We start from the raw sequence: 8144 nt of genomic DNA on the forward strand, positions 1-8144 counted from the left end.
TGATATAAAGCTGTTTTAGATGACAGTTTTACATAATGAAAATCCCGCTTCGGCGGGATTTTTTATGGGGCAATTGTTTTGAGGATGGTTCTATTGGCAGCTATTTTTACTGCCAATGGCTTTCAGCACCAGTCAGTTTACTGAATCGCTACTGTTTAATCTCCATTAGGATCTGCAGCGCTTTTTTGCGTTTATCAAGATCGTACAAGTCATTGGTGAAGATAAACTCATTCACGCCAAGTTCTTTGACGATCATTTCCAAACGATGCTTAATCGTCGCTGGGCCGCCAATGACAGATAAACCTAAGAAATTATCGACATAGGTTTCTTCTTGCGCACTCCACATGCCATCCATTGTTTCAACTGGAGGTTTTAACCATAACTCGTGACCACGGATAAGCGCCAGTACGCGCTGTTTCGAGGTCGTGCCCAGAAATTGCGCTTCTTCATCAGTGTCGGCGGCAACGAGCGGCAAACCTAACATCACATAGGGCTTATCAAGCTCTTGAGAAGGTTTAAAGTCGCGGCGATAGATTTCAATCGCATCGTAGAGAAAACGTGGTGCAAAGTGGCCCGCAAACACATAGGGCAAACCGCGCTGCGCCGCTAACTGTGCGCTAAAGAGACTCGAGCCCAATAACCAAATCGGCACATTGGTGCCTTCCCCTGGAATCGCTCGCACCGCATGGCGACCATTATAAGGGCCGAGTAAGGTTTGTAATTCACTGACTTCTTCAGGGAATTGTTCGGCGCGACTGGTATCGCGGTTCAGTGCTCGGCTGGTAACTTGATCGCTGCCGGGGGCGCGTCCCAGTCCTAAATCGATACGACCAGGATAGAGACTTTCAAGGGTGCCAAACTGCTCGGCGACCACTAATGGCGCATGGTTTGGCAGCATAATGCCACCCGCGCCGACGCGAATACGCTGCGTATTGCCAGCAATATAACCAATTAATACTGAGGTCGCCGCGCTGGCGATGCCGGGCATATTGTGGTGTTCGGCAAACCAAAAACGATTAAAGCCGAGCCGATCGGCTTCCTTGGCATACTGCAAACTATTGTGCAGCGTTTCACCCACAGTCGAACCTTGGCGCATGGGCGCGAGTTCCAATAGTGAGAAGGGAATATCGGCCAATATTGATGTCTGTTGTGACATAGTGTCTCCAAGTGACTGCCGTCTTTTGCTAGCGAAAACAAGCGGTGCTAACAGTGTTAGTCGCATTGCTAGTGGCATTGTTATGCGCATAGCGAAGAACAAGCGTTAACGGCTCAGTCTTGATGAATAAAAGGTATTCAGTGATATTGATATGGGGCTAAGTACCGCGCTTCTCAAGCTTGAACGGCTAACTCTTTTCCCCTTCGTTATTTCATTAATCATGTCAATTTGAGTTTGCACTTGAGCTGCGCTATTAAACCGAGTGCGTCTAGGTTCATACTTGCTTTGTAACAAATCGAGGCGGTGAAGTCATCCCAGCGTGAGGGGCGATAATGTGGAACTGAAGATCTTATTCTCAGCAACTCAGCGCTAGGCCTGTCACTGCGGGATTGGGTGATGTTTGCTACAGCTCATTTGGTTATGAGTTGCAACACAAGGGTATAACTAAGTGACGTCATAAAAAAACTGCCGATAGCAGGGCTATCGGCAGTTAATGTTATGTAATAGAAAAATCGCTATTGTCAGTCGAGCATTACTGCTCGGCTTTTACATCCCGTAGCGATGCCGCAGCACTTTCACTAATACCATCATCAGCAGCATTGTTGTGTGAATGGTGAGTTTCAGTCAGGCGACGCATTAGCGGTAATACCGCAAGGGCGATAAAGGTACAGACCACAGCCGCGATACCCAACTTATTAAATAGACTGGTGTATACGGGTAAGGTTTGCAGTGGATCGACTAAATCTTTCGGTACACTGGCGAAGTTAGCGACCACACCGCCCAGATACTGTGAAATACCTGATGCGACGAAATAGGCTCCCATCATAAAGCCGCCCATACGCGCAGGTACGTAGCGGGCAATCATAGCAAGACCAAGACCACTCACCAGCAATTCGCCTAAAGAGTAAGAGGCATAGCCCCAGATCATGATCCATGAAGAGGTTTTACCGTTGACGGCGAATTGTCCGGCAAAGCCATAGATAAAGAAGCCAATCGCTACAACGGCAAAACCGAGGGCAAATTTCGCCGCAATAGAGAAGTCTTTATCATTACGACCCGCCCACGAATAACTCCACGCCAAGATTGGACTTAACACCATAATCCATAATGGATTCAATGCTTGAAACTGGGCCGGTGACCAAGTCCACAAATGGGTACCAAAAATTTGGAAATCCCAGTCCACGTTACGTAATGCAAAGAGTGCAAGCGAGGTCGACATTTGTTGATAGAAGATAAAGAAGAACACGGTTTGCACTGTGAGGATCAGCGCCGCAATCAGTCCCGCTCGTTCACTGGTTTCGCTGGTGCGGATCAAGTGGAAGAAAATGGCCAATACCGCTACACCAGCGGCGTAAACAAAGACACGGGCAACCGCTTCATATTCCAAAATAATGGCCGAAGCGACAACCGACAATGCGGATAGAGCTAACACAATTGCGAGGCTTTTCTTGTTCACTGGGCGAGTATCAGGCTCAGAACCGTAATGGACTAAACTCTTACGCATAAGTGCATAGTTGCCTAACCCCACCAATATGCCGACACAACACACGGCAAAGGCGGCATGCCAGCCAAACTCGTTGCCATACTGGGCGTTGACGTAATCTTTAATCCAAGGTGTCAGTAACATAGAGAAGGTCGAGCCGACGTTGACCGCCATATAATAGATGGTAAACGCACTGTCGATTTTAGAATCGTCACCTTCGTAGATCTTACGAACTAAGTTACCGGCATTGGGTTTGAACAGGCCGTTACCGACCACAATCACGCCGAGCGCTGAAAACATAAACCACGTATTTTCAGTGGGTACGGCCATTAGCGCATAACCCAGAGACAAAATCCCCGCGCCAAGCAGCATAGTGCGTTTAGTGCCGAGGATCTTATCACCAACCCAGCCACCAATCGCCGGTGATACATAAATAAGTGCCGCACAGGCACTCCATACTAAGTTTGCACGTGAGTCATCAAAGCCAAGGCGCTGCACCATAAAGTACACAATCAGCGCTTGCATGCCGTAATAACCAAAGCGTTCCCATAATTCGATAAGAGACACAGTCATAAATGAATGTGTTTTACTTACCGGAGCAGTCCCAATAGTCATATCGCTTGCTTCCAACATTGTTGTTTTAATATTTGAGCTCAAAAGTATAAGGCGATAACCAATTCAAACCAATGGCAGACATAGGCAAAAACAGACTTTGTTACAAATGACCTTATCAATTTTAAGGTGGATTTAAGCGGGGACAGTTCTATCTAAGTTTTTCTGCTGCGGATAAATCAAGGAACATTCGCAGTACTATCGGATAAGCAGATAATGGCATGTGCGGGTATGCGCTATGGTGTATTTAAATACATTGAGGTTGATTGCTGTTTGTCCAGCAGGCATAGTGCGCTTGGAAATTCTAATGTAGATAACTTTAAAACGAAAAGTTCTACTTAGCAGCGTCTCTACAGTTGCAGATATGCATCAGGTTGTTAATGCACCGCTTTGCGTTAAATATATTTAAACGGAGTATATGAATGTTACGAATTGGTATCGATCTTGGTGGCACAAAAATCGAGGTAGTCGCATTAGATAGCGATGGTAACGAAGTCTTTCGTAAACGCATCCCGACACCGAGAGAATATGTTGCGACAGTCAATGCTTTGGTTGCATTGGTAACTGAAGTCGAAGACAGCCTGCAGCAAACCGCCACTATCGGAATAGGTATTCCTGGGGTTGTTTCTCCTTTTACTGGCCTAGTAAAAAACGCTAATTCAACTTGGATCAATGGTCATCCACTTGATGTGGATCTGGGGACTCGATTAAATCGTAAAGTAAAAATTGCTAATGATGCGAACTGTTTTGCCGTATCAGAAGCGGTAGATGGCGCTGCCGCAGGAAAGTCCGTTGTATTTGGTGCCATTATTGGAACGGGATGTGGTGCTGGTATCGCAATTAAAGGCCAAGTACATGATGGTGGCAATGGTATTGGTGGTGAGTGGGGCCATAATCCTTTACCGTGGATGAAAGCCGATGAATTTAATACCACGACGTGTTTTTGTGGTAATAGAGACTGTATCGAAACGTTTATATCTGGAACAGGCTTTGTTCGCGACTTTCGCGCTGCGGGCGGTGTTGCTGACAGCGGTATTGAAATTGCCCAAATGATGCAAGCGGGAGATCCGCTGGCAACTCAAGCATTTAACCGCTTTATTGATCGTTTAGCCCGTTCATTGGCCCATGTGATCAATATGATGGATCCTGATGTTATCGTCCTTGGCGGCGGCGTGTCTAACATCGATGCTATTTATACCGAATTACCAAAAATTTTGCCGCTATATGTGGTTGGCCGAGAGTGCCATACACCGGTTGTTAAAAATTATTATGGTGCTTCATCTGGGGTGCGTGGCGCCGCTTGGTTGTGGGGACGCTAATCCTAGACTCAATCAAGAATAGTGTTTGATATTAAAGGCTGAATTCATTTATTTGAATTTGGCCTTTTTTTTATTTAGTCATTCAAAAGTTTTACATTCCATTGACAACTCTTTATCTTAAGTACTGGTAATTCTTACCCTAAGTGCTATTTTTAATGCTGTATAGAAAGTATAAAAATAAAGTAGATCAAAATAATTACGCTATTGTCGTTCTCTTGGGAGTTTACTAGATGAAGCATTTGTCCATCAGTACTAAGTTGTTGTGGATTACATCAGCATTATTTTTATCGATAGTGGCTATTTTATCTATCAGTTTATGGTGGACACTGTCGGCTCAAAACGCGCAATTATCGGATCAAGTTCAAAATACCCTACAAACTGAAACGCGGGATAAACTCGAAGCCCGCGCCGGTGAATATGGCGAAATGGTCGCTGGATTTATTAACGAAGCCTATCGTATTCCTTACTCTTTTGCCGGTATGGTGGAGAGTACGGCAGAAGAACTTCCCTTAAAGCGTGATCGTTTAGAACTCACTGTGGCGGCTGTGCTTAAGAAGAATGCGCAAGTTTCCTCCATGTATGCCCAGTTTGAACCTAATGGTTATGATGGGCTCGATACTGAGTTTCTGAATATTAATTCCAGCCACAGTGTAACGACATCAGGTGCCCTAGAGGTTTACTATACCCGTGATGACAATGGCACTGTTGCACATCAACAGGTTGAAGATTCGTCAGAAAAATACCTTACTAGCCTAAATGAATTTGGGATCCGTGATGCAGAATGGTATTTATGCGGTAAAGAAACCTTAAAGCCCTGTCTAATGGAGCCGTATTTATACGAAATCACTCCCGGTAACAAAGCATTAATGACCTCGCTAACTGTTCCAGTGCTTAAGCATAAACAGTTTATCGGTGTGGTCGGTGTTGATTTAAACTTACCCGTCTTTCAAACTCTTATCGATAAGTTATCTAAGAGCCTCTACGATGGGCAAGCGAAAGTAACTTTATTGAGTACCCGAGGTTTAGTGGTTGCAGCAAGTCATTACAGTAAAAAGGCTCGTCCTTTAGCGGAGTCAATAAATCCAGCTATTGCTTCACAAATTATCTCGTTACACAAGAACTCGGGTTACATGGTTAACGATGATGAAATTATTGTTGCCTACCCAATTAAGATCCCTTTAGCGAATGCCGAGTGGTCCTTAGTGATCCAAGTGCCGACTGCGCAGGCGTACAAGAGTTCGATTGTGTTGAATAATGATATGGATGAAATGGCAACTTCCTTGGGAAGTTTGTTGCTCATGGTCGGTGTTGTCGTGTCGATTGCTGCTGTGATTACGATTAGCCTAGTGATCCGTAGCATTATTTCACCCTTAAAGATGATCCAAGGCCGTGTAGAACACCTGGCAAGCGCTGATGGCGATTTAACGCAATCGATAGAAGTGGACTCCCATGCAGAGTTGATTGCGTTAGCAAAAGGTTTCAACTCCTTTATTTATAAACTGAAAAACCTGATTGCCGAGCTTAAAACCCTCGCGAGTCGTTCTCAGGAAGAAAGCCAAGCTTCAGCGAAAATTGCCCAGCTCACGCGTGATAGTGTCAATCGTCAATATGGTGAAATTGAGAGTGTGGTAACGGCCGTCAACCAAATGAGTGCCACTGCACTTGAGGTTGCTAAGGCGTCTGAGCAAACCGCTGCAGAAACAGAAGCTATGTCACGCAACATTCGTCACAGTGAAGAAAGTCTGACTAAGGCGATGGGCTTTGTGGCGACTATGTCTAAAGAGTCAATGGAAGCTAAGCTGGCCGTGAGTAAAGTCGCAGACAGCAGTATGAATATTAGTCGTATTCTTGAGGTGATCAGCTCCATTGCCGCACAAACAAACCTGCTGGCATTAAATGCGGCGATTGAGGCGGCGAGGGCGGGTGAACAAGGACGGGGTTTTGCCGTGGTGGCTGACGAAGTCCGTGCGCTGGCATCTAAGACTCAAAGCTCGACGAATGATATTAGTATTCTTATCGATGCACTGCAAAAAGAAGTTCAAAGTGCTTCTGGCATCATAGATAAAGGCGCTGAACGGGCACAAATGGCCGTATCTCAAACTGAGCAAGCGCTGAACTCATTGAACTCTATGGTGAGTCAGATTGAAGAAATTTCGGGCCAAGTGACCCATATCGCGGCAGCGGCAGAAGAGCAGAGCGCGGTGACTGAAGAGGTTAATCGCAATATTACAGGCATTTCTGATTCGGCTTCTGAACTTGCGCGTCTTGCGGGTGAAGCACAACAGAGTAGTGTGGTGCTGGCAAATTTAGTGAAGCAGCAACATGAGCAGTTAGGCAAGTTAAAAACCTAGCACTCAGATATTTGTGGAATTAGCTCATTGATTTTAAATAGGCTCTTTGATTGTGTTGCTGCTTAACACTTATCAAAGAGCCTATTTTTATTATAAGTACTATAGAATAGATAACTATAATTTAAGATAGTTACAAATACTTAAAGCCATTGTTAGACGCCTTTATTTTCGCAACCAGCTTTATTTTTATCAATGATAAGGTCACCTTCAACTCTCATGCCAATAGAACCAATAAGGAATGAGTGGTTAAGTTGAGTAACGACAAGATCTGTAAGGCCAACAGCACATTTTTCAGTCTCGATAGCTTTATCCATAGCTGTTTTAACATTCGGTATTCCAAAAGGGAAAATAAAAACAGGGTATGAGTCTTCACCCGTTACACGTGCGCCCTTAACTAGATTACCTGAATTTAAATCGAAGTTTTTAGTACTTCCAACAGTCAGATCTGCAACTCGTACAGTACATCCTGTAATAGTTAGCATTGCCACTGAGGCTAGAAGTAAACCAAGTTTTTTCATCATATTTCCTTTGTGATGCTTTTTCTGAAAGCTCTTATAAACTTCGAGCTAAAGTGTTTCTCTAGATAAACAAGAGAAGTACTGTTGTGGCTTAGAACATTACTTTGTATGTAATGCTTAGATATGAAAAAGGCGTAGCGGTTACTAACCTGCTACGCCTTATCAAAATTGGTGGCCCCTCACGGACTTGAACCGTGGACCTAACGATTATGAGTCGTGTGCTCTAACCAACTGAGCTAAGGGGCCGACTTAAGGCAATCGTCATTACCTGAAGCGGGAGGAAGTATACTAAGCTTACTTACGCTTGTCACCCGTGTTTTGGCTGGAAATTCACGCAACTGATTCAATTGGTTATCTGTTAATCAACTTAAATGCTATCGTTGCCTAAATTTTAGGCTTCGATACTGTGCTTGTGCATAAATTGAGGTGATAAAGACAATAAAAAGCCCTGCATGGGCCTGTCTCTTGATCACATCTTTTGCTCAAGAGACAAGGCTAGCTGGTAACCTTCAAGGATGGTTTGCAGTTTAAACCATCCTTGCCATAACCTTTCCCAGCCCACAATTCCGCTTCGTTTGCTGTCATTCCAGCCCGCGAGTTTTCCTAATCTTAGATAAGCCCAATGCACACTGGGGACTTGTTCGGGCGGTTGGCTTTTTTCCGTCTTTAGCCATAACAACTTCCAGGCCAATGGGCTTAACAGGC

General features: G+C 44.7%; 5 protein-coding genes, 1 tRNA gene and 1 pseudogene. 2 read left to right on the forward strand and 5 right to left on the reverse strand.

The window, feature by feature from the left end; genetic code table 11:
- Nucleotides 1-148 precede the first annotated feature (148 nt).
- Complete coding sequence (locus L5M28_RS19815) at nucleotides 149-1156, reverse strand: LLM class flavin-dependent oxidoreductase (RefSeq protein ID WP_263204236.1); 1008 nt, start codon at nucleotides 1154-1156, stop codon at nucleotides 149-151.
- 532 nt (nucleotides 1157-1688) lie between these two features.
- Nucleotides 1689-3254 (reverse strand): peptide MFS transporter, encoded by a 1566-nt coding sequence (locus L5M28_RS19820; RefSeq protein WP_259513043.1) that lies wholly within the window; start codon nucleotides 3252-3254, stop codon nucleotides 1689-1691.
- 419 nt (nucleotides 3255-3673) lie between these two features.
- On the opposite strand from L5M28_RS19820, the gene mak reads away from it, so the two are divergent.
- Together mak and L5M28_RS19830 are read left to right on the forward strand one after the other, a co-directional pair.
- Complete coding sequence (gene mak, locus L5M28_RS19825) at nucleotides 3674-4570, forward strand: fructokinase (protein ID WP_028760873.1); 897 nt, start codon at nucleotides 3674-3676, stop codon at nucleotides 4568-4570.
- A gap of 230 nt (nucleotides 4571-4800) precedes the next feature.
- Nucleotides 4801-6921, forward strand: a complete 2121-nt coding sequence (locus L5M28_RS19830) for a methyl-accepting chemotaxis protein (RefSeq protein WP_263204238.1) — start codon at nucleotides 4801-4803, stop codon at nucleotides 6919-6921.
- Between the two features lie 152 nt (nucleotides 6922-7073).
- Here the strand turns inward: L5M28_RS19830 and L5M28_RS19835 are convergent, their stop codons facing one another.
- The 3 genes and pseudogenes from L5M28_RS19835 to L5M28_RS19845 form a co-directional block, all read right to left on the reverse strand.
- Nucleotides 7074-7439: a hypothetical protein gene (locus L5M28_RS19835; RefSeq protein ID WP_263204239.1), complete on the reverse strand. Its 366-nt coding sequence runs from the start codon at nucleotides 7437-7439 to the stop codon at nucleotides 7074-7076.
- A 169-nt stretch (nucleotides 7440-7608) separates the two neighbouring features.
- Nucleotides 7609-7685 (reverse strand) — tRNA-Ile (locus tag L5M28_RS19840).
- 223 nt (nucleotides 7686-7908) lie between these two features.
- Nucleotides 7909-8144 (reverse strand): annotated as a pseudogene (locus L5M28_RS19845) (IS4 family transposase); the annotation flags it as partial.

This window comes from Shewanella sp. SW32 (assembly GCF_025653365.1).
Lineage (GTDB): Bacteria > Pseudomonadota > Gammaproteobacteria > Enterobacterales > Shewanellaceae > Shewanella > Shewanella oncorhynchi.

What these genes read in the sequence shown, in the direction of transcription:
- L5M28_RS19815 (WP_263204236.1), bottom strand. Translation starts at nt 1,156, where the DNA reads ATGTCACAACAGACATCAATATTGGCCGATATTCCCTTCTCACTATTG.
- L5M28_RS19820 (WP_259513043.1), bottom strand. Translation starts at nt 3,254, where the DNA reads ATGACTATTGGGACTGCTCCGGTAAGTAAAACACATTCATTTATGACT.
- mak (WP_028760873.1), top strand. Translation starts at nt 3,674, where the DNA reads ATGTTACGAATTGGTATCGATCTTGGTGGCACAAAAATCGAGGTAGTC.
- L5M28_RS19830 (WP_263204238.1), top strand. Translation starts at nt 4,801, where the DNA reads ATGAAGCATTTGTCCATCAGTACTAAGTTGTTGTGGATTACATCAGCA.
- L5M28_RS19835 (WP_263204239.1), bottom strand. Translation starts at nt 7,439, where the DNA reads ATGAAAAAACTTGGTTTACTTCTAGCCTCAGTGGCAATGCTAACTATT.